The 19,039-nt window shown below is 59.0% G+C and carries 22 protein-coding genes; 9 read left to right on the top strand and 13 right to left on the bottom strand.

The annotated features are described in order from the left end of the window. Position 1 precedes the first annotated feature (1 nt). The 6 genes from C6Y56_RS19785 to C6Y56_RS19760 form a co-directional block, all read right to left on the bottom strand. Entirely contained in the window at positions 2–628 is a 627-nt protein-coding gene (locus tag C6Y56_RS19785) for a response regulator transcription factor (protein WP_169431307.1), read from the bottom strand. Positions 629–988: 360 nt separating this feature from the next. Further along, entirely contained in the window at positions 989–2,317 is a 1,329-nt protein-coding gene (locus tag C6Y56_RS19780; RefSeq protein ID WP_169431306.1) for a deoxyguanosinetriphosphate triphosphohydrolase, read from the bottom strand. Positions 2,318–2,385: 68 nt separating this feature from the next. Continuing rightward, positions 2,386–3,549: an EAL domain-containing protein gene (locus tag C6Y56_RS19775; protein ID WP_169431305.1), complete on the bottom strand. Its 1,164-nt coding sequence runs from the start codon at positions 3,547–3,549 to the stop codon at positions 2,386–2,388. A 124-nt stretch (positions 3,550–3,673) separates the two neighbouring features. Then, entirely contained in the window at positions 3,674–4,012 is a 339-nt protein-coding gene (locus C6Y56_RS19770) for a hypothetical protein (protein WP_169431304.1), read from the bottom strand. Beyond that, the gene (locus C6Y56_RS19765) at positions 4,009–4,395 is read right to left on the bottom strand and encodes a phage holin family protein (RefSeq protein ID WP_065257074.1); all 387 of its coding nucleotides are present in this window, start codon (positions 4,393–4,395) and stop codon (positions 4,009–4,011) included. The genes C6Y56_RS19770 and C6Y56_RS19765 overlap by 4 nt, the downstream gene beginning before the upstream one ends. Positions 4,396–4,397: 2 nt before the next feature. Further along, on the bottom strand, positions 4,398–4,712 hold the full coding sequence (locus C6Y56_RS19760; RefSeq protein ID WP_169431303.1) for a DUF883 family protein: 315 nt from the start codon (positions 4,710–4,712) through the stop codon (positions 4,398–4,400). Positions 4,713–5,028: 316 nt separating this feature from the next. Here C6Y56_RS19760 and C6Y56_RS19755 point away from each other — a divergent pair, with 316 nt between their 5' ends. Next, on the top strand, positions 5,029–6,237 hold the full coding sequence (locus C6Y56_RS19755; protein WP_169431302.1) for an ammonium transporter: 1,209 nt from the start codon (positions 5,029–5,031) through the stop codon (positions 6,235–6,237). Here the strand turns inward: C6Y56_RS19755 and C6Y56_RS19750 are convergent. Then, entirely contained in the window at positions 6,234–7,946 is a 1,713-nt protein-coding gene (locus C6Y56_RS19750; RefSeq protein WP_169431301.1) for a cation:proton antiporter, read from the bottom strand. The genes C6Y56_RS19755 and C6Y56_RS19750 overlap by 4 nt on opposite strands. A gap of 202 nt (positions 7,947–8,148) precedes the next feature. On the opposite strand from C6Y56_RS19750, the gene C6Y56_RS19745 reads away from it, so the two are divergent. The 3 genes from C6Y56_RS19745 to C6Y56_RS19735 all read left to right on the top strand — a co-directional run bounded on the left by C6Y56_RS19745 (position 8,149) and on the right by C6Y56_RS19735 (position 9,819). After that, positions 8,149–8,385 (top strand): glutaredoxin family protein, encoded by a 237-nt coding sequence (locus tag C6Y56_RS19745; RefSeq protein ID WP_169431300.1) that lies wholly within the window; start codon positions 8,149–8,151, stop codon positions 8,383–8,385. Between the two features lie 155 nt (positions 8,386–8,540). Continuing rightward, entirely contained in the window at positions 8,541–8,858 is a 318-nt protein-coding gene (locus tag C6Y56_RS19740) for a transcriptional regulator (protein WP_085730606.1), read from the top strand. Between the two features lie 67 nt (positions 8,859–8,925). After that, the gene (locus tag C6Y56_RS19735; RefSeq protein ID WP_169431299.1) at positions 8,926–9,819 is read left to right on the top strand and encodes a pseudouridine synthase; all 894 of its coding nucleotides are present in this window, start codon (positions 8,926–8,928) and stop codon (positions 9,817–9,819) included. 70 nt (positions 9,820–9,889) lie between these two features. Here the strand turns inward: C6Y56_RS19735 and C6Y56_RS19730 are convergent, their stop codons facing one another. Next, complete coding sequence (locus C6Y56_RS19730; protein ID WP_085710733.1) at positions 9,890–10,111, bottom strand: YgdI/YgdR family lipoprotein; 222 nt, start codon at positions 10,109–10,111, stop codon at positions 9,890–9,892. Between the two features lie 78 nt (positions 10,112–10,189). Continuing rightward, entirely contained in the window at positions 10,190–10,792 is a 603-nt protein-coding gene (gene mobA, locus C6Y56_RS19725) for a molybdenum cofactor guanylyltransferase MobA (protein ID WP_169431298.1), read from the bottom strand. Between the two features lie 81 nt (positions 10,793–10,873). Here mobA and moaB point away from each other — a divergent pair, with 81 nt between their 5' ends. Both moaB and C6Y56_RS19715 read left to right on the top strand, forming a co-directional pair. Next, positions 10,874–11,413, top strand: coding sequence for a molybdenum cofactor biosynthesis protein B (moaB, locus tag C6Y56_RS19720; RefSeq protein WP_169431297.1), 540 nt, complete (start codon positions 10,874–10,876; stop codon positions 11,411–11,413). After that, on the top strand, positions 11,397–12,623 hold the full coding sequence (locus C6Y56_RS19715; protein WP_169431296.1) for a molybdopterin molybdotransferase MoeA: 1,227 nt from the start codon (positions 11,397–11,399) through the stop codon (positions 12,621–12,623). Before moaB ends, C6Y56_RS19715 begins: the two co-directional genes overlap by 17 nt. Positions 12,624–12,665: 42 nt before the next feature. Here the strand turns inward: C6Y56_RS19715 and C6Y56_RS19710 are convergent, their stop codons facing one another. Next, positions 12,666–12,974, bottom strand: coding sequence for a hypothetical protein (locus C6Y56_RS19710; RefSeq protein ID WP_169431295.1), 309 nt, complete (start codon positions 12,972–12,974; stop codon positions 12,666–12,668). A 316-nt stretch (positions 12,975–13,290) separates the two neighbouring features. Between C6Y56_RS19710 and yegS the strand changes: the two genes are divergently transcribed. Next, positions 13,291–14,208, top strand: a complete 918-nt coding sequence (gene yegS, locus C6Y56_RS19705) for a lipid kinase YegS (RefSeq protein WP_169431294.1) — start codon at positions 13,291–13,293, stop codon at positions 14,206–14,208. Here yegS and C6Y56_RS19700 read toward each other — a convergent pair. The 3 genes from C6Y56_RS19700 to C6Y56_RS19690 form a co-directional block, all read right to left on the bottom strand. Beyond that, positions 14,192–14,851: a response regulator gene (locus tag C6Y56_RS19700; protein WP_096821098.1), complete on the bottom strand. Its 660-nt coding sequence runs from the start codon at positions 14,849–14,851 to the stop codon at positions 14,192–14,194. The two genes, yegS and C6Y56_RS19700, sit on opposite strands and share 17 nt — an antisense overlap. After that, positions 14,848–15,741 (bottom strand): sensor histidine kinase, encoded by an 894-nt coding sequence (locus tag C6Y56_RS19695; protein WP_169432676.1) that lies wholly within the window; start codon positions 15,739–15,741, stop codon positions 14,848–14,850. Before C6Y56_RS19695 ends, C6Y56_RS19700 begins: the two co-directional genes overlap by 4 nt. Positions 15,742–16,233: 492 nt before the next feature. Then, positions 16,234–16,704: a hypothetical protein gene (locus C6Y56_RS19690; protein ID WP_169431293.1), complete on the bottom strand. Its 471-nt coding sequence runs from the start codon at positions 16,702–16,704 to the stop codon at positions 16,234–16,236. 457 nt (positions 16,705–17,161) lie between these two features. On the opposite strand from C6Y56_RS19690, the gene C6Y56_RS19685 reads away from it, so the two are divergent. Then, positions 17,162–18,097, top strand: a complete 936-nt coding sequence (locus C6Y56_RS19685) for a chemotaxis protein CheV (RefSeq protein WP_085710725.1) — start codon at positions 17,162–17,164, stop codon at positions 18,095–18,097. Positions 18,098–18,187: 90 nt separating this feature from the next. Then, positions 18,188–18,994, top strand: a complete 807-nt coding sequence (locus C6Y56_RS19680) for an MOSC domain-containing protein (protein WP_169431292.1) — start codon at positions 18,188–18,190, stop codon at positions 18,992–18,994. Positions 18,995–19,039 lie beyond the last annotated feature (45 nt).

The raw sequence follows: 19,039 nt of genomic DNA, 5'->3' as shown, positions 1-19,039 counted from the left end.
CTCACACGAGTGCGTTACGTTTGGCCATTTCGATAAGTTCTACAAGGGACTTGGCCTTGAGTTTCTGCATCAGCCGTTTTTTATAAGTGCTGACGGTCTTGTTGCTGAGGAACATGCCTTTGGCGATTTCCTTGTTAGTGCGACCTTGGGCAAATAGTTGCAATACCATTAATTCCCGGTCATTAACGGCTTTGAACAGTTCCAGCTCCGTGTAGCGCACATCATCGCTGCGCACCGGGTTCAGGGCCTGACTGGGGAAGTAGTTGTAACCGGAAAGAACAGCCTTGATGGCGCTGACCAGTTCACTCAGGTCTTCCTGCTTGCACACATAACCCGATGCGCCGGACTGCATGCAGCGAATGCCGAACAGTGTGGGGCACTGCGCGGTCAGTATCAGTGTCTTGAACGGAGAGCTCATGGCATTGAAACGGGCCAGAACTTCCAGACCGTCCAGCTTCGGAATGCTGATGTCGAGAATGATCAGGTCGGGGGCGCATTCACGAACCATTTGCATGGCATCGACCCCGTTATCGGTTTCACCGACGACTTTGTAACCTTCATGTTCCAACAACATTCGAACGGCAAGACGAATAACGGGATGATCGTCGACGATAAAAACGGAGTTCATATAAAGTTCCATGCGGGCGCGAATAAAGGGCGCACCTTAGCTCAGTTGGATGAGCGGTCGCATGAAGCCCCAGTGCTTCAGTGGCAATCTAGGATTGTTCCTACAAGTAAAGAGGAATAAGACTACGCGTGAACTAGTTTTGGCTTAGGTAGAGAGTAGGGTTTCAAGTTCGGCTTTCATATTGCAAGACAGTGCCATTTTGAAGAAGCAGCTTGTTTAATGTTTGTCGTCCATCCGTGGATTGTTGTTTCGGGTTTTGACGGCGACATAGAGCGCAACTGTCAACTTGAAGCAGGAAGCTTGTTGCGCTCCCGCAATTCGCGCCCGACCGGTCAAGGCTTTGAACGGTCGGGCAGCGACTCAATGACTGGAACGCCCCGTCATTTCCAGAGCCATGTCACTGGCGTAGCTGTCGGTCATGCCGGCGATGAAGTCGATCATGCGCAGGAACGATGCGTGCAACGGGCCGTGTGGATCTGGTGCGTTGTTGCCCAGCAAATCGAGAATCCTGCGGCTCTTGAAGGACGGTGTACGGCCGTTGTGCTGTTCCAGGGCGGCGCCGCAAAACGCGTTGAGCAGAATTTCCAGTGTTGTGTAGGCACCGATCTCATGCAGGGTCTTGCGTTTGTCCTGAAAGATTTTCTTTCGGGCGATGTCCTTGGCATTCAGCACGCAACGTTTGGCCGGACCATGCATGTGCTCCACAAGATCACCATGCAGCGTCCCGGCCAGCAGTGCGTCCTGTTGCTCGACGAAGGCCCGGGCGGCGGCGTTGGTCAGGTGCTCGATGGCCTTGCCCCGCAGGATCGCCAGTTTGCGCCGGCGTGAATCCAGCGGACCCAGTTGCCGATAGGTTTCCGGCAGATCATCGCCGACCAGACCGAGCAGCAGCGACTCGACCTCGGCGTATTCCAGCAACTCCATCTCCAGGCCATCTTCCAGATCGATCAGCGCATAGCAGATATCGTCCGCCGCCTCCATCAGATAGACCAGCGGATGACGGGCCCAGCGTTGCTCCTCAAGTTGCGGCAGGCCGAGCTTGTGGGCTATTTGCTCCAGCAGAGGCAGCTCGCTCTGATAGCAGCCGAACTTGTGTTTCTTGTAACCCAGAGAGTCGGCGTGACGGGCGGTCCACGGGTACTTGAGGTAAGTGCCGAGGGTCGCGTAGGTCAACCGGGTGCCCCCGTCGAACTGGTGATATTCCAGTTGCGTGAGAACCCGGAACCCTTGGGCATTGCCTTCGAAATTCAGGAAGTCCCCGCGCTCGGCATCACTCATCGCATCCAGCCAGCCGCGTCCGGCGGCCTGCTGGAACCAATGGCGAATGGCGTCTTCGCCGGAATGGCCGAAAGGCGGATTGCCGATGTCATGGGCCAGGCAGGCGGACTGCACGACCATGCCCAGGTCGCTCGGTTCGCACCATTCGGGCAGTGCGCGACGCAGGGTTTCACCGACGCGCATGCCCAATGAACGACCGACGCAACTGACTTCCAGCGAGTGGGTCAGGCGTGTGTGGATGTGGTCGTTGCTCGACACGGGATGCACCTGAGTCTTGCGGCCCAGGCGGCGAAAGGCGCCGGAGAAAATGATGCGGTCATGATCTTTGTGGAACGGGCTGCGGCCGAGTTCCTGCGGGCTGTGCAGCGGCTTGCCGAGACGTTCGCGGTTGAGCAGGGTTTGCCAATCCAAGGCTGATTCTCTCCGTCGGGTGACTGGTGCCCTAGCTTCCCGGTTCGGGCGAGTGTCTGCAAGCGCAACTACAACCCGGCGGCGTCGATGTCGATCAACAGCAGGCGCTCGCCATTGTCGAAAAACTGTCCGGCGGTCAGGCAGTACTGGTTGCTGGTGGCATCGCGGTAGGTGTTGGAAAGCGTCAGCCGGCGTTCTTCCCAGCCTTCGGCCAGAAGATGGTAGAAGTAGGGGCGCCAGGACCAGTTGTGGCCCAGATAACGGTTGTCGGCGACCCAACCACTTTGGCGCCATTCCAGATTCGGTGTCAGTTGCGTGCCCTGGCGATCGCACTGATAAAACCGCAGCAACCACGGAAAGGCATCCAGTTGCGGCAACGCACTGAGCGGTGCATGGGTCTGGGCCCAGGTCTGCAGGATCGTCATCAATTCGCTGAGCTGTTGACGCATGGTCATCAACTTGCCGCGCTCGACGAGTTTTTGCTTTACATAGGCCTGGCGCAGTTCGGCGAAGCGCTGGACGAAAGCGTCCGTCGCGAAAAATGCCTCCTGTGCCCGGGCGAACAGAAAACCCTGCACATAGCGTGAACCACATTCCAGCGCGAAATTCAGCTGCGCTGCGGTCTCCACGCCTTCGGCGATGATCCGGCAACCGGTCTTTTCCGCCATCTGCGCCAGTGCCTTGACCACATCGCTGCTGGGTCCGCCGAGAGCTGCGGCCTGAAACAGACGCATGTCGAGCTTGAGGATGTCCGGCTGCAACGCCAGCACGCGATCGAGCTGTGAATACCCGGCGCCGAAATCGTCGATAGCGATCCGCGCCCCGGCATCCCGATAGCGCGCGACCACTTCGGACAGGCGCTGACTGTTGCCGCCCAGCTCGGTGATCTCGAAGACAATCCGCTGCGGATCGACGCCATGCCGGGCGAGTTGTTTGAGACTGGGCAGCGCCTGGTCTGCGCGCAAGCGGCTGATCCAGCGCGGAGACATGTTGAGGCTGAGAAACCAGTCCGGCGGTGCTTCGTGAAATCGGCTCAACGCATTGTCACGAATCTGCCGGTCTAGGCGGCGCAAAGCGGTAGCGGGGGTTCGCGGGTCGGCGAACAGCGGCCCGACCGATGTCAGTTGCCCGTGCGTCTGGCGCAATCGACCCAATGCCTCGACGCCTGCAATGCGTCCGGTAGCGGTATCGATGAAAGGCTGAAAGCAGGCGAGCGGTTGCCCGTCGATCACGGGGCCTCCTTGGTCATTGTTGTTCTGGTCGAGTCCTGCCCGCCAGAAAGGCGAACGGGATTGAATCTCCGGGTGAAGAGATTCAATCCCGCCAGCAGTGCAAGAATGCAGCCAGATGTGGAGCTCAGCGTTTGCCCGAGTTCTGCATCACCAGTTTGATCAGCGGCGCAAGGCTGGTGCCGAGGCGGATCAACCGACTCAGACCGCCGACGCCACCGCTTTTCGCACCCTTGCCGGTGAGAAAGCCCAGCAGCGTCACCGCCGCCACGCCCCATAAAGGCGCGTGCTTGATGCCGAAACCGTCCTGCAGGTTTTGCGTCATGCCACGCATGCGATGCAGGGGCTGCAGCACCTGGCCGGTTTCGTGGCGGATTTCCTGACGATGCATCTCCATGCGCAGGCGGATCAGGGCCTTGCGCATTTCCCGGCGTGAGCTGTTGTGCGGAAGTTCAGGCAGGCTCATGGCAGCAGGCGCTCCCGGTCGTTGGCCAGCTCTTCCAGGGTGCCGTGGAAGGGCGAGGATTCATCGAAGATCGCAGCCTTCAGACGCAGCCCGCAGAAGATCGCTGCCAGGGTGTAGAACACACACAGGCCGATGATGGCGGCGAGTCGATACGTGTCCCAGAACACGATCAGGACGAGGGTCGACAGGCCCACCAGCAACAGCAGTGCAAACACCAGCGCCAGGCCGGCGAACAGCAACAGGCTGACGGTTCGTGCCTTCTGTTCCTGCAGCTCGATGCCGAACAATTCGACGTGACTGTGCAAAAGACCGAGTACGGCTGCACCCAGGCGCCGTGTGGAAGAGGCAGTGCCCGCAGTCGGGCCCGATTCACCGATCGACATGATCAGCGCCGCGTGGCCAGCAGGCCGATCAGAAAGCCTACCCCGGCGGCGATGCCCACCGATTGCCATGGATTGGCCGACACGTAATCTTCAGTGGCGGTGACCGCAGCCTTTCCACGCTGGCGCAGGGTGTCTTCGGTCAGCTTCAGGGTTTCCCGCGCGCGCAGCAGACTTTCATGGATCTGTTCACGCAACTCATCAGCCTGGTCACCGGCCAGCGTGGCGGTGTGTTCCAGCAACCGTTCGGTGTCGCTGACCAGGGTCTGGAAGTCGTTCATCAGGATTTCTTGAGCAGTCTTTGCCTTGGTGCTGGCCATTGGGGATCTCCGTAAGTGGCGGTCTGAAGCGGCTTCTGAAACTTTCGAGTATGAGCCTTGCGTGAAGGTTCAGTACAAATGACTGGTACATCTTTTGCTGTGTCGTGGTGCGTCATACGGCATCAGTGCGCTGTTGCCGGGCGCGACACCGGGAAATCATAGCCCGGATGATACGGGTTCAGCTCAGGACATCGACCTCGTGCGCCAAAGCGGTTCAGCGGCCCCTTGGGTTCGTGACTGCGCGGTCGCAACTTGGTGCATGAAATGTCTGCATGAACCGATTTGGTGCCTTTTTCAGCCTTGGGTCTGCCTCTTCATGGAAAATCTGCAAAGCGCGGTGGATACGCTCGTTCACAGTTCCAACACGTTGTTCATTCTTATCGGCGCGGTCATGGTGCTGGCCATGCACGCCGGTTTCGCCTTTCTGGAGGTCGGAACGGTTCGACAGAAGAATCAGGTCAACGCCCTGTCGAAGATTCTCAGCGACTTCGCAGTGTCGACGCTGGCCTATTTCTTTATAGGCTATTGGATTTCGTACGGGGTGACGTTCCTGCAACCGGCGGCGGTGCTCAGCGCCGATCATGGTTACGGGTTGGTGAAGTTTTTCTTCCTGCTGACGTTCGCCGCGGCGATTCCGGCAATCATTTCCGGCGGCATTGCCGAGCGGGCACGGTTCGTTCCGCAGTTGTGCGCGACGGCGCTGATCGTTGCATTCATCTATCCGTTTTTCGAGGGGATGATCTGGAACGGCAACTATGGTCTGCAAGCCTGGCTGGCCGCGCGATTCGGCGCCGCGTTTCATGATTTCGCCGGCTCCGTGGTGGTTCACGCCATGGGCGGCTGGCTGGCGCTGGCGGCGGTGCTGTTGCTGGGCCCGCGCAACGGCCGCTATCGCGATGGCCGGTTGGTGGCCTTCGCGCCTTCGAGCATTCCGTTTCTGGCGCTGGGCTCGTGGATCCTGATTGTCGGCTGGTTCGGCTTCAACGTGATGAGCGCGCAAACCCTGCAAGGCGTTAGCGGGCTGGTGGCGGTCAATTCGTTGATGGCGATGGTGGGCGGCACGGTGGCGGCGCTGATCGTCGGGCGCAATGACCCGGGCTTTCTGCACAACGGCCCGTTGGCCGGTCTGGTGGCGGTGTGTGCCGGCTCTGACCTGATGCATCCGGTGGGCGCGCTGGTGACCGGTGTGATTGCTGGCGCCCTGTTTGTCTGGTGCTTCACGGCGGCGCAGGTCAAATGGCGGATCGACGACGTGCTGGGTGTCTGGCCGTTGCACGGCTTGTGTGGCGTGTGGGGTGGCATCGCCTGCGGGATCTTCGGCTCGACCGCGTTGGGCGGGCTTGGCGGCGTCAGCCTGATCAGCCAGTTGATCGGCACGGCGTTGGGCGTGCTGGTCGCGCTGGTCGGCGGTTTCGCCGTGTATGGTTCGATCAAGGCGATGCATGGTCTGCGCCTCAGCCAGGAGCAGGAGTATTACGGCGCTGATCTTTCGCTGCACAAGATCGGCGCGGTGAGCCAGGACTAGATCTCTTCATCTTCGGCACCCGGGTAAAAACCATGCAGCAGGCGATAGCGGTCGATGCGCACCCGATCGACTTTCTCCTGCACCTGGTGTGCCGGCAGACCAAGCAGAATCAAGGCATGAGAGGCAAGCATCAGGCTTGATTCCAACAACTCCGGCACCACTTCGCTGGCGCCGGCGGCTTTCAGTTCGGCCCACTGGCTGTCATCGCGGGTGCGTACCAGAATCGGCACTTTCGGGTTGAGTCGCCGGGCTTCCTTGAGCACCCGCAAGGCGACATCGCTCTGATCCACGGCAATCACCAGCAATCTGGCGCGGAGCAAGCCGACCGCGGTCAGCAGGTCGGCGCGGGAGGAGTCGCCGTAATGCACGTCTCGTTCGACGGTTGCCGCTTCCTGTATGCGCACCGGGTCATTGTCCAGCGCGACATAAGGCTGCCCGGCATTGCGCATGAAGCGTCCGATCGACTGACCGACACGGCCGTAACCGCAGATCACCACATGCTGGTCGAGGCCGGCATTAAGGGCGCTGATTTCCTCGATCTGTGCTTCCTGATTGGGTTTGCGGTGCAGTGCGGCGGCGATGCGCGGTGCAGCGCGGAGCATCAGCGGCGTCAGCAGCATCGAGCAAAATGTCGCGGCCAGCAGAAGGGCACCGAGGTCGGCGGGCATCAGTTGATTCTGCTGCATCTGCGCCATCAGGGCGAAACAGAACTCGCCTCCCTGAGCCAGTGCCAGGCCGCTGCGCCAGGCGGTTTCATTGTCGTTGCCACGCCATTTCACCAGCAGCGCCACCACTGAGCCCTTGATCACCAGCAGACCCAGAGTCATGGCGAGAATCAGCAGACTGTGGCTGGCGAACAGTTGCAGGTCGATCAGCATGCCGATGCTGACGAAGAACAGGCCGAGCAGGATGTCGCGGAACGGCCGGAGATCGGCTTCGATCTGGTGCCGGTAATGACTCTCCCCCAGCAGCATGCCAGCGAGGAACGCGCCGAGGGCTGGCGACAGACCGAGCAGGTGAGTCAGCCATGCCGTGAGCAATACGATCACCAGCGCCAACAGCACAAACAGCTCGGCCGAACGTGATGCCGCCACTTCCTGGAACAAGCGCGGCAACAGCCAGCGACTGGCCAGCAGCAAACCGAAAAACAGCACCACGGTCTTGATCAGTGTCAGGGGTAATGCCCAATACCAGGCCTGATCGCTGCTTCCGGCAAATACGGGCACCAGTGTCAGCAACAACACGGCCACCACATCCTGAAACAACAGGACGCCCACTGCGTTCTGGCCGTGGCTGCTGAAGATTTCTCCGAGGCTGCCCAGTTCCTTGGTGACGATGGCCGTCGATGACAACGAAAGGCCCGCGCCAAGTAACAACGCCGGCGTGAAGGGCATGCCCAGCAGCATCAGCACGCCTCCCAGCAAGGCCGTGCTGATCAGTACTTGCTGACTGCCCAGGCGAAACACCACCTGGCGCAGGGCAATCATTTTCGACAGGGAGAATTCCAGTCCCAGGGAAAACAACAGAAACACCACACCCAGTTCGGCAAGGTCAGGCAGATGCTCGCTTTCGTTGATCCAGTCGAACGCCTGCGGGCCGACCATCAATCCCACACACAGATATCCCAGCACTGGCGGCAGACGCAGGCGTCGGAACAGGGCAATCACTACCAGGGACGAGGCGAGAATGATCAACAGGTTGGCGAACACAAGACACTCCGGCAATGGTGGCGAGCTAAACAAGCGTAGAGGCAAAAAACACTGGAGCATCATGCAATTCGCCTTTTCCCGGGCTGATTTGCGTCAGGGTTTTACGAGGATGATTCTGCTCGAAGGTTTGAAGCTTCCGATCGCTCGACGGGTCTGCGGGTCGGGCCTAGAATGACCACTCAAATTTCTGGATACAGCGCACATGCTTCCTGAATGCCAGTTGTTCGGCACCCTGGGGTGCCATCTGTGTGAAGTCGCCGAAGCCGAGTTGATGCCATTTGTCGAGCATGGCCTGCTGGTGGAACTGGTGGACATCGCTGAGGATGAGTCCTGGTTCGAGGCCTACAGTCTGCGAATTCCGGTTCTGCGACGAACCGATACCGGCGCGGAACTGGGGTGGCCATTCAGCGCCGATCAGGTGGTGGCATTCCTGCGTTGATCCTCTTGCGCCCATTCATCGCGGCGATCATCCATCCTTGGCACTGGCCGGATTATTCGGTTACTGTATGCGCATACAGTAATTGAGTGTGACTGGTCATGCTGTGTCCTCTCTGGACAATGTGCAGGGCAGTCGGTACGCCAGAGGGATGAATCGTGGTCAATGTCGAACAGTTGAAAAGCAGCGTGAACCGGATGTCGGTCGACGTGGTGCGCGAGGCGGTCCACGAGTTGCGTCTGGACGGTCTGGTCACGGAAGGCAAGACGCCGTTCAACAAGCTCCATTTCAATACCTGCTTTGCCGAGATCGAGGCGTTGTTTCAGCGCGCCGGCTACCACAAGCAACTGGATGTGGTCGGCTATCAGGGATTGCTGTACGCGTTGTATGACCCGGGTCGCTGGGAGGCCGTCGATGTGCTGCGTTGGTTGAAGGAATTCACTGAAGCGGCGGCTCTCAAGTCGATCCCGGCCTGATTCCGCTAGGCCCGTCGTGTGCTGTGCTGGATAATGCCGCTCTGTTTTGAGGGTTCGAGTTTTCCGTATGTCCAGCGCACCAACATTTTCCGCCGCACAGAATCAGGCCAGCACGCTTTATCTGCCCCCCGGTGACTGGCGGACGGTGTTCGATTGTCTCTGCGATCATTTCAGTGCCATCGGGCGTGAGCAATGGCTCGACAGGATTGCCCGGGGGCGTGTACTGGACGGTCAGGGGCAACCGATAGCAGTGGACTTGCCCTACAAAGAAGGCATGCGTATCCACTATTTTCGTGAAGTCCCGGATGAAAAACCGATTCCGGTGATCGAGTCGATTCTGTATACGGACGAGCATCTGGTCGTGGCGGACAAGCCGCACTTTCTCCCCGTGACTCCGGCGGGTGAATATGTAGAGCAGACGTTACTGCGCAGGTTGATTCGCCGTCTGGACAATCCGCATCTGGTGCCGCTGCACCGAATTGACCGGCACACCGCCGGTTTGGTGATTTTCTCGGCCAATCCCCAGAGTCGTTCGGCCTATCAGTCATTGTTCCCGACACGGCAAATCGAAAAGCGTTATGAGGCGATTGCAGCCGCGCTTCCGGGACTGGACTTTCCTTTGGTGCACAAAAGCCGGCTGGTTGATGGAGAGCCTTTTTTCCGCATGCAGGAGGTTCCGGGCGTCAGTAATACCGAGACTGCAGTGGAGGTTCGAGAACGCAACGGCGAACTCTGGCGCTATGGCCTGTTTCCAGTGACCGGAAAAAAACATCAGTTGCGGGTGCATATGACGGCGCTGGGCGCGAGCATCTGCAATGATCCGTTCTATCCCGAGGTGCTCAAGGATGTTGAGGATGACTACTCAAAACCACTCAAGCTTCTGGCGCAGGGTTTGCGGTTCATCGATCCGGTCACGGGGCAGGTACGTGAATTTGAAAGCCGGATCACTCTGGACTGGTGATCTGTAGAGCAACATTCTACCGCCCACGAAAAAGCCCGCATCATGCGGGCTTTTTCGTGTCAGGGGGCGCTTACAGCTCTTTAACGGTGCGAACCTGATCCTTGTTGATGCGAGTCTGCTTGCCGTCCAGTTGCTCGAACTCGTAGAAGCCCGAATCCTTGTCGTATTTAGGCGAGTCGACGGCCTGGATTTCGCGACCGTCATTCAAGGTGATCACCGTTGGCGAAGCGCAACCGGCGAGGGTGGCCAGGCCCAGTGCGAGCATGAAAGTGGCGAGAGTCCGTTGAGTCATGTGTTTGTCTCCGAAGGGAATTCTTTTGGTTACTGAACTTGTAGACGTATGCAAGGCGTGAGAGTTCCTTGAATGCGGTCAGTCTGACACAGTGTTATGAGAGCTTAACAGTTCCGGGGTATTGAGATTGGCCAGTCGCGGGTCGTTGTCCGGGCAGATCAGAGCCTGGGCGCCAAGGCTGCGCATGAGCCGGCCCGGGCTGCGTTCTCCTTCGTGCCAGGCGTCTTCGAACGCTGGCAGCAGCGCCACCGGGATGACGCAAAGCAAGGGTTCCCAGTGGTCATCATGACGCAGCATCAACGGATTTTCAGGGTACAGGCTGGCGGTCTCGCGCATTTCCTGGAGCAAGGGGAGGTCGATTCGCGGTACATCACAAGGCAGGACCAGCAAGTGGGTGTGGCGGGCAGCGCGCAAACCTGCGCGAATACCGGCCAGCGGCCCCGGAAAGTCCTCCACGTCATCGCTCACCAGTTGATCTGCGAAAGATGCGTAACGTTCATGATTGCGGTTGCAGGAGATGATCAGGTCATCCGTCATGGGGCGTACCTTGCGCTGCAGATGAGCGATCAGCGGTTCGCCCTGCCACTCGACGAGTCCCTTGTCCTGGCCGCCCATGCGCTGGCCGCGTCCGCCGGCCAGCAAGAGGACGGAGCAGGGTGGCAATAGCGTATTCGAAGTCATGGCGACTCTCCGCAGGTTCGGCGAAAAAATGGAGCGCTGTGATATAACACCGGGCTGTTTCCCCTACAACTGGACGAGCCTATGAAAGCCAAGGCTGATGTACCTTTCGCACCGCTCAATATCGCGGTACTCACAGTCAGTGACACCCGTACGCTGGAAACCGATACCTCCGGCCAGATTTTCGTCGACCGTTTGACCGCTGCCGGCCATAACCTGGCTGAGCGGGTATTGCTCAAAGATGACCTCTACAAAATCCGTGCACAAGTCGCCCATTGGATCGCCGAAGACGTCGTGCAAGTGGTGCTGATCACTGGAGGCACCGGGTTTACCGGTCGAGACAGCACGCCGGAAGCCGTTGCATGCCTGCTCGACAAACAAGTCGATGGTTTTGGTGAGCTGTTCCGCCAGATTTCGGTGGCCGATATCGGCACTTCCACTGTGCAATCCCGGGCATTGGCGGGGCTGGCCAACGGTACGCTAGTCTGCTGCCTGCCGGGCTCGACCAACGCGGTACGCACCGGTTGGGACGGCATCCTGGCCGAGCAACTGGATTCACGGCACCGCCCGTGCAATTTCGTCCCTCATCTGAAACAGGCGGCTCCCTGTGAATCCCGCGGGTAAGCCTGGCAAGACCGGCAGCCTGATGCCGGTCGAGGAAGCATTGGCGCGTCTGCTGGAAATGGCGGACGCCTCGCGGATTGTCGAATCCGAGTATCTGCCACTGGCGCAGGTCGAGGGCCGGGTGCTGGCACAGGATCTGGTTTCGACACTGGATCTGCCGCCATGGCCCAACAGTGCCATGGACGGTTATGCCCTGAACCTGGCCGACCGGACCGGTGAGACGATGCCTGTCAGTCAGAAGATTTTTGCCGGTCAGGCGCCTGAACCGCTGGAGCCGGGCACCTGTGCCCGTATCTTTACAGGGGCACCCGTTCCGCCGGGCGCCGATTGCGTCGAGATGCAGGAAAACGCCGTGATCGAGTCCGACGGACGAGTGCGGTTTATCGAGCCCATGGTGTCCGGTCAGAACATCCGTCCGCAGGGACAGGAAACCACCGTCGGCGAGTTGATCCTGTCTGCCGGAACCCGTCTCGGTCCGATCGAGCAAGGGTTGGCGGCGTCTTTGGGCTGCGCCGGCCTTGATGTGGTCCGCAAGATCCGCGTGGCAGTATTGTCCACTGGTGATGAGCTGGTTGAACCGGGAACGGCACTGGGTCCGGGGCAGATTTACAACAGCAACCGGGTGGTGCTGTGCAGCTGGCTGCAGCGATTGGGCTGTGAAGTGCTGGATGCCGGGATTCTTCCGGATGACTTGCCCACCACCCGCGCACGTCTTGGGGAGCTCAAGGAGGCCGATCTGATTCTGTCGACCGGAGGCGTATCGGTTGGGGAAGCGGATTTCCTTGGCGTTGCGCTGAGGGAAGAGGGAGAGCTGACACTCTGGAAGCTGGCAATCAAACCCGGGAAACCTTTGACTGTCGGTCACTTTCGAAGTGTTCCGGTCATCGGCCTGCCTGGTAATCCGGCATCCACCCTGGTGACCTTTGCGCTGTTGACCAAGCCCTATCTGCTGCGTCGCCAGGGTGTGCAGGATGTAGAACCTCTCAAGTTTCCAGTACCGGCTGGATTCGTCTGGCCCCAGGCCGGCAATCGGCGTGAGTTCCTGCGGGGACGCATGGAACAGGGGCACGCAACCATCTACCGAAACCAGAGTTCAGGTGTTCTGCGTAGCGCCGCCTGGGCTGATGGGTTGGTAGAAGTGCAGGAGGGGCGCACCCTGATCCAGGGAGAGATGGTGCCCTTTATTCCTCTGAGTGACCTTCTCGGCTGAACATTGAAATGCAGGCCCGGCGGGGGCCTGCATTTCTGTAAGTCATCGGCTGATCAGTGTCACGAGCTGGTCGAAGCGGCTATTGGCAACCCAGCCCAACAATCCAAGGACCACTGCTGTGGCGCCCGCAGAGTAGGCGAGACGGTGTTTGATGGCTTTGACGTCTCCTTTTACTTCGTCCATGTCACGGCGGATATATTTGAGGTGGGTTTCCAGCTCGGTGACACGAGGGTCCATGATTTTTTCTCCAGTGTTTTTGGCGCTGCTCTTGAATTCGGATTGATGGCAGGCGCGACTGCCGGAGAGGGGGGCAACCGGACTTGCTGTCATTCTTGCTTCATGACTGTGCATGGAAAATTCCGCCTGCCGCCATGAGTTTCTGCCGGCAGAAACTGATTCTCGAATGATCTAAAGTCCGGGTGATGTTTTGACTCATTACCTGCACGTCCTTGTGTGTTATCGGGTTAAAGATTACTGCCTCAGAACCACAGTGTACGAATGGTCAGGACGGGTCAATTGAGCCGATTCCTTACATTTCGTACGAAAAAATACCGCCTTGTAGGACGAGGAAGCCGCGCCGCTGGAAATACTTGGGATTGCGGCGGCTCTTTTACGTGCTGTGAAGGTCAAGATGTCCCGAACTGATTTAATAACGGGAGTGGCCAAGATGGATGAGCGCAGGGCATTGCTGATTCTGCATGGCAAGCAGGCACTTAACGAAGCGGTTCGCGCCGCCGTTGAACACAAACGCAAGCAGGGCTGGGAATTGGCGGTACGTCTGACCTGGGAGGCCGGTGATGCCCAGCGTCTGGTGGAAGAGGCGCTGGCGGCCGGATACAGGCAGATCATCGCTGGCGGCGGTGATGGCACTTTGCGCGATATCGCCGAGGCGTTGGCGGCTCATTCACACAAGGCCAGTCTGGTATTGTTGCCGCTGGGAACCGCCAACGATTTTTCCCGCGCGGCCGGTATTCCTCTGGAGCCGGCCGAAGCGCTCGAGTTGCTCGATAGACCTCCACGTGAAATCGATCTTGGCGAAGTGGGCGGGCAGATATTCCTGAACATGGCCACCGGTGGATTTGGCAGCCAGGTCACTGCCAACACCTCGGAGGATCTGAAAAAAGTGCTGGGGGGCGCGGCCTATCTGTTTACGGGACTGTCGCGATTCAGTGAACTGCGTACCGCCTATGGCGAATTACAGGGACCGGGCTTCCACTGGAGCGGTGAAATGCTCGCGCTGGGCATCGGTAACGGTCGCCAGGCGGGTGGAGGGCATGTCTTGTGTCCGGAGGCGCTGGTGAACGACGGTCTGCTGGATATCAGTATCCTGCCGGCACCGCAGGAGTTGGTCGGGACACTGAAAAGCCTGCTCAGCGACGGTTTCGGCATCGACAACATGTTTGTGCGCGCGCGTTTGCCCTGGGTTGAAATCAAGGCCGCCGAAGGGCTCTGCATCAATCTCGATGGCGAGCCGCTGGAAGGTGACAATCTGCGGTTTGCCGCGCGCCCGGCGGCGTTGCGTATGCATTTGCCGGAGAACTCACCGCTGTTGAGCGGTACGCGGCGGGTCAGTCGTCCAGGCTGATGATCTGTTCCCGCACGGCAAACAGCACCAGTCCTGCCACGTCGTAGATCTGCAGGCGTTTCATGATTTGCGAGCGGTGGGTTTCCACGGTCTTGATGCTCAGGCCCAGGCCATTGGCGATCTCGCGTGTGGACTTGCCGCGCACGATCAGGCGCAAAATTTCCAGTTGGCGGGCCGTGAGGTTATGCGAGTCGGCGACTTCCGGTTGCAGCTTCTGGTTGCGGGTCAGCGCCTGATTGATCACCGTGTGGGCGATGGCGGGGCTCAGGTAGCGTTCGTTGTTGCGCAGCGCTTCCAGTGCATGCTCCAGTTCGGTGGCGGTGGTGTCCTTGAGCAGATAGCCATGGGCACCGGACTCCAGCGCCTGCATGATCAGGGCAGGGTCGGTATGCATCGAAAGGATCAGCACTTTGCTGTGCGGGCGGACTCGTCTGAGTCGCTGCAAGGCTTCGAGGCCGCCGGTTTCTTTCATGGAAATGTCCAGAAGGACGATATCGGGATTCAGTTGCTCGACCATTTCAAGCAACTGCGAGCCGTCATTGGCCTCGCCGATTACCGCATAGCCCGGAATATCCAGCACCAGAGCGCGCACGCCGGCTCTGATCAGCGAGTGGTCATCCACCAGAAGTAAGTTACAAGTCAACGCATAACCTTATTCGTACTGGCCCGCTCGAGTGCCCTTGGCGCCCAGGGGAATAGTGCTTCGATTTGAGTGCCTTTGTCCGGCTCGCTCGTCACGTTCAGGGTGCCGCCCAGTTGCTCGATTCTTTCGGCCATCCCGGCCATCCCTCGTTGCCCTTCACGACCGGGATCGGCAGCCGGGGCAAAACCCAGACCGTCATCGCTGATCAGCAGGGTCAGGCCTTGCTGAAGACGCTGTACGCGGATCAGCAGGTTTTTGGCCTGCGCATGACGCAGGATGTTGGTCACCGCTTCCTGAGTGATTCGAAAGGCCGCGACCGCCATTTCTTCAGGAATGCCATTGAGTCGCTGCTGGCAGTCGAGACTCCAGTGAATCGAGGTATTGGCCAGGGTCTTGAGCAAGTGCGCGCGCAGGCTGGCTTCCAGGCCGAGGCTAGTCAGTTGCCGCGGGTTGAGAATGGCCGAAACGTCGCGGACTTTGTCGAGGGTTTCCTCAAGGGTGTCACAGAGTGCCGAGCACTGTTCCTGGAGATCGTCCGGCAGGCGTCGCCTGAGCCATTCGCTCTGCAGTTTGGCGGCGGTCAGCAGCTGACCGATGTCGTCATGCAGTTCGCGACTGAGACGATGACGTTCGTTTTCCTGCACTTCGAGCAAGCGGTCGGCCAGCTCCTGGGGCTGGAACTTGATCGATTTTCGCGACAGGCGATGCTGTGTCCAGACGCAACCTGCGGCTGCGACATTGATCAGCAGCAAACCAATCGACACCGGCGCGGCCAAGCCATAAGTCAACAGGCTGCCGGCCGCCGCGCCAATGCAGAGCATGAGCGTGAACCGGCGTGCGTTTTCTCGGGAGGGAGGCCATGTGATGATTGACTTGAGGCTGGCGTACATAGCGGATGGAGCCAATGGATGTTCGCTGCGGGCAGACCGGTCTGAGTGACTGGCGGTCTCTGTCTGAAAATACTGTGGTTCAGGCTGTTGATTCAACAAGGTTCAGTGATCGGTAATTGACTGCCAACTTTGCTGCAGACCGGTCATTGAAGTCACTGTGCCATTAAGTGAAAGCAACTAACGGGCGGCATAATACCACTTAACATACCGTTGGTCGCGTTCACCCTATATGTCCGAAGAGTCAGGAAATACGCCATGTTGGACGCGAGTTCCATAATGGAAAAAGTTGATTTGCCGAACCCGATAATTATCCATGTAATCCGAAGTTTTCATTTCTCATACACGGGTAAACCCTGACTTCAGTGGTGGTGAGTCTGGATGTGTGAAACATGATTATTTGTTTGGAGGTGTCGCGGGCAGGCATGAGTTAATCAATTGCGACATTCGATGCTTCAAACTAACGGTGTTGCAAAGGACGCCAGGTGCTCGCGTTTAAGCTTGTCGCTCCGAGTAAGACACGAGGGACAGGGGTTTGCCTTTGAGTGGTGGCTGAAACTGGCTCTGTCCGACCTGAAAGGCGAACGCTTCGATGAGGGACGTCTGCTCGCTGTCGTCCAGGCTCAACTGGCCGGTGCTCGGGTCGATCAGTTCAAGCTGCCAGGCCATCAAGGTGAAGCAGTCCTTCAGGGCATCCAGAGCCTCGGCATGCAGGTCGACACGGTCCTGTGCCTGGCTGAGCAGGCCATGCAGGTGCAGAGAGAATTCGGAGACCGCCTCCAGCGCCAGGGCATCGGCCTTGTTCGCCAGCTTGAGGAGGGTGCTGAGCATGCAGTCGATGGCGTCCCTGTCATTGCTGATCAGTTGCAAGTGACTCAGGCACTCTTCGGACTTGGCCAGGAGCATTTCAGCCTCGACGAGAAATTCGGGGAACCGCTGTGCCCACTCTTTACGGTCGTTCGGCATGCTTATCTCCACAACGTCATGTCTGATGAGCGAATGTCGTGTGTGTCGACGATCATGAACCGTCGTGAGATCGCGCCCTGCAGAGCCGAGGAGGCTGGTGCCGGGGGTTTCGAGAGGAGAGGGTTCCACTGACCTGCGATCGCACACAAAAGCCTGACTCCGTTCATGCAATGAGAATGGCGTCACATTAATGGCTATTGGATATTGCGAACATCAGGTTGGGCCTGATTGTTCCTAGGGGAATCCCTTAGGCACGGGAACCTGCCGCGCAAACCGTGGTCGCGCCGCAGAGAATGTAGCAGATGAAGTCACGGGGCCAGTAAAGCATGATGTTAATGTGACATCAATGCTTCCTCATGGCATTTTGTAGGTGATTTGTATGGGGATCAAGATCGGCTGGAGTCAGCCGATAACCCTCTTTAATGAATTCACCAGTACAAGCCCCAGGAGTCATTTGATGGCCGGCATTCTCGATACGGTAGACCAACGCACGCAACTGGTGGGTGAGAATCGCCTGGAAATTCTCATGTTTCGACTGGCCGGGCGCCAATTGTTCGCGATCAACGTGTTCAAGGTCCAGGAAGTCCTGCAACTGCCCAAGCTGACCCTGATGCCCCAGCGTCATCCGTTTGTCTGCGGTGTGGTCAACCTGCGCGGTCAGACCCTGCCGGTGATCGACCTGTCGCAGGCCATCGGCATGCGTCCTCTGGTGCCGGGCCCCAACAGCACGATCATCGTCACCGAGTACAACCGCTCGGTGCAGGCGTTCCTCGTCGGTGGCGTGGATCGCATCGTCAACATGAACTGGGAAGCCATCCTGCCGCCACCGACCAGTGCCGGCCGACAGCACTACCTGACCGCCATCAGCAAGGTCGACGATCAACTGGTGGAAATCATCGACGTCGAGAAAGTCCTCGCTGAAATCGTTCCCTATAACGCCAAGGTGTCCCGCGACAAGCTCGAAGACCCGGTTCTGGAGCGGGCTCGCGGTCGTGAGGTGCTGTTGGTGGACGACTCCAATGTGGCCCTGTCGCAACTGCGCGACACCCTCGGCCAGTTGGGCGTGAAAATGCACATTGCCAGTGACGGTCTGAAAGCCCTGAACATGCTCAAGGCGTGGGCGGATACAGGGGTCAACATGACTGACAAGCTGTTGATGATCTTCACCGACGCGGAAATGCCGGAAATGGACGGCTATCGCCTGACCACCGAAATCCGCAACGACCCGCGTCTGCGTGGCCTGTATGTGGTGCTGCATACCTCGCTGTCCGGCAGCTTCAACGATTCGATGGTGAAGAAGGTCGGTTGCGACAACTTCCTCTCCAAGTTCCAGCCGGACAAACTGGTCGATGTGGTGCGCCAGCGTCTGATGCTCGACGAAGTACCGGCCTGATCAACTTGTCGAGGCTGATCCGGCGTCAGACTTTGATTCGGCGACAAAGCTCATATAGGGTGGCGTTTTTCACCCACCAGGGAGCTGGCCATGCTGCGTCTGAGCGCGCTTTATCGTTACCCGTTGAAATCCGCCAAGGGCGAGGTCCTGCAAGGGATTGGTCTGGACAAACTGGGGCTTGAGGGCGACCGACGCTGGATGCTGGTAGACGAGGCCAGCGGGCGCTTCCTGACTCAGCGTGCCGAAGCGAAGATGAGCCAATTGTCGGCGCTGTGGAATGCCGACGGTGGCCTGAACCTCGAGGCGCCGGGGCATTCGGCGATTGATATCGCGCTGCCTGGCAACGAAGCCGAACTGCGCGGCGTGACCATCTGGCGCGACACCCTGCGTGTGCCGGATGCCGGCGAAGAAGCGGCCCGTTGGGTCAGCGAGTTCATTGGCAAACCGACCCGGCTGGTGCAAGTGCCGCTGGACCGCGCCCGGACGACTCAGGCCGGGTATGGCAACGATGACGACCAGGTGGCCTTCGCCGACGGTTTCCCGCTGCTGCTGATTGGCGAGGCATCGCTGCAGCATTTGTCGCAGGAAGTCGGACGTCCGCTGGAAATGCTGCGGTTCCGGCCGAATCTGGTGATCGAGGGCAGCGAGGCGTATGCCGAGGATGGCTGGAAGCGCATCCGCATCGGTGATGTCGAGTTCCGCGTGGTCAAGTCGTGTTCACGCTGCATTCTCACCACCATCGACCCGCAGACAGGCGAGCGCAGCGCCGATCGCGAGCCATTGGCGACGCTGCAGAAGACCCGCGCCCAGGCCGACGGTGCAATGTTCGGTCAAAACCTGGTCAATGACAGCAATGGCCGACTCGAAGTCGGCATGCCTGTGGAAATCCTCGAGTAATCTGCCCCGAAACGAAAAATGCCCGTGTCCTTGGACACGGGCATT

It is taken from the genome of Pseudomonas fluorescens (assembly GCF_012974785.1).
Taxonomy (GTDB): domain Bacteria; phylum Pseudomonadota; class Gammaproteobacteria; order Pseudomonadales; family Pseudomonadaceae; genus Aquipseudomonas; species Aquipseudomonas fluorescens_BT.
Note: the sequence above shows the minus strand (reverse complement) of the source record. Positions and strands in the feature narration are given on the sequence as shown.

What these genes read in the sequence shown, in the direction of transcription:
- C6Y56_RS19730 (WP_085710733.1), bottom strand. Translation starts at nt 10,111, where the DNA reads ATGACTCAACGGACTCTCGCCACTTTCATGCTCGCACTGGGCCTGGCC.
- C6Y56_RS19765 (WP_065257074.1), bottom strand. Translation starts at nt 4,395, where the DNA reads ATGTCGATCGGTGAATCGGGCCCGACTGCGGGCACTGCCTCTTCCACA.
- C6Y56_RS19695 (WP_169432676.1), bottom strand. Translation starts at nt 15,741, where the DNA reads ATGTACGCCAGCCTCAAGTCAATCATCACATGGCCTCCCTCCCGAGAA.
- C6Y56_RS19735 (WP_169431299.1), top strand. Translation starts at nt 8,926, where the DNA reads ATGTCCAGCGCACCAACATTTTCCGCCGCACAGAATCAGGCCAGCACG.
- C6Y56_RS19785 (WP_169431307.1), bottom strand. Translation starts at nt 628, where the DNA reads ATGAACTCCGTTTTTATCGTCGACGATCATCCCGTTATTCGTCTTGCC.
- yegS (WP_169431294.1), top strand. Translation starts at nt 13,291, where the DNA reads ATGGATGAGCGCAGGGCATTGCTGATTCTGCATGGCAAGCAGGCACTT.
- moaB (WP_169431297.1), top strand. Translation starts at nt 10,874, where the DNA reads ATGAAAGCCAAGGCTGATGTACCTTTCGCACCGCTCAATATCGCGGTA.
- C6Y56_RS19710 (WP_169431295.1), bottom strand. Translation starts at nt 12,974, where the DNA reads ATGCACAGTCATGAAGCAAGAATGACAGCAAGTCCGGTTGCCCCCCTC.
- C6Y56_RS19755 (WP_169431302.1), top strand. Translation starts at nt 5,029, where the DNA reads ATGGAAAATCTGCAAAGCGCGGTGGATACGCTCGTTCACAGTTCCAAC.
- mobA (WP_169431298.1), bottom strand. Translation starts at nt 10,792, where the DNA reads ATGACTTCGAATACGCTATTGCCACCCTGCTCCGTCCTCTTGCTGGCC.
- C6Y56_RS19685 (WP_085710725.1), top strand. Translation starts at nt 17,162, where the DNA reads ATGGCCGGCATTCTCGATACGGTAGACCAACGCACGCAACTGGTGGGT.
- C6Y56_RS19690 (WP_169431293.1), bottom strand. Translation starts at nt 16,704, where the DNA reads ATGCCGAACGACCGTAAAGAGTGGGCACAGCGGTTCCCCGAATTTCTC.
- C6Y56_RS19745 (WP_169431300.1), top strand. Translation starts at nt 8,149, where the DNA reads ATGCTTCCTGAATGCCAGTTGTTCGGCACCCTGGGGTGCCATCTGTGT.
- C6Y56_RS19770 (WP_169431304.1), bottom strand. Translation starts at nt 4,012, where the DNA reads ATGAGCCTGCCTGAACTTCCGCACAACAGCTCACGCCGGGAAATGCGC.
- C6Y56_RS19760 (WP_169431303.1), bottom strand. Translation starts at nt 4,712, where the DNA reads ATGGCCAGCACCAAGGCAAAGACTGCTCAAGAAATCCTGATGAACGAC.
- C6Y56_RS19680 (WP_169431292.1), top strand. Translation starts at nt 18,188, where the DNA reads ATGCTGCGTCTGAGCGCGCTTTATCGTTACCCGTTGAAATCCGCCAAG.